At 36.0% G+C, this 531-nt stretch carries 1 protein-coding gene; it reads left to right on the top strand.

Going from position 1 to position 531, the window contains the following annotated elements; translation table 11 throughout:
- Positions 1–230 precede the first annotated feature (230 nt).
- A partial coding sequence (locus J4D97_RS23235; protein ID WP_208309659.1) for a hypothetical protein occupies positions 231–531 on the top strand: 301 nt, incomplete at its 3' end.

Here is a 531-nt window from a genome sequence, read left to right as displayed (position 1 = left end):
CATCAGTACTAATCGCTGATGAGTTTAAAGCTCAATCACAGTTCCCTGCGATGCGGCTATCGGAGGAATTTTATTCTGTAAAATAGCTGGTTATGGTTAATTACCTTTAATAGAGGTAACTAATCATAATAAGAAAAAACCAAATCTGCCGAAGGTCTAATTAATTTAGGTCCTCGGCAGATTTAGTTTAATGATGGTTCATAAAACAATCGCCGACTTTTCTTTGAATTATGTCTTCTTCATCACTAATCTACGATGACTACTTATCCCAAGGTCAATTTGGAGATGAAAAAAGTATCCTTTTCAATACTCAAACTATATATGAAGGCTTATTGGATATAATACGTTATCACACTGGCAAGGATTTAAAGGAATATTTCTACAACGATGCCCCTGAAGTGGCAGTTTGCACACGACGCATTATAGATAAAGTATTTATGCTTCTTTCAGCTGGGCGAGCATTGGAAGCAACCAAAGAAATTGATTGGTTAATTAACAGTTTTAGTACTACAACAGCCCTCACCTCAATTC

Source organism: Hymenobacter defluvii, from assembly GCF_017589435.1.
Lineage (GTDB): Bacteria > Bacteroidota > Bacteroidia > Cytophagales > Hymenobacteraceae > Hymenobacter > Hymenobacter profundi.
Note: the sequence above shows the minus strand (reverse complement) of the source record. Positions and strands in the feature narration are given on the sequence as shown.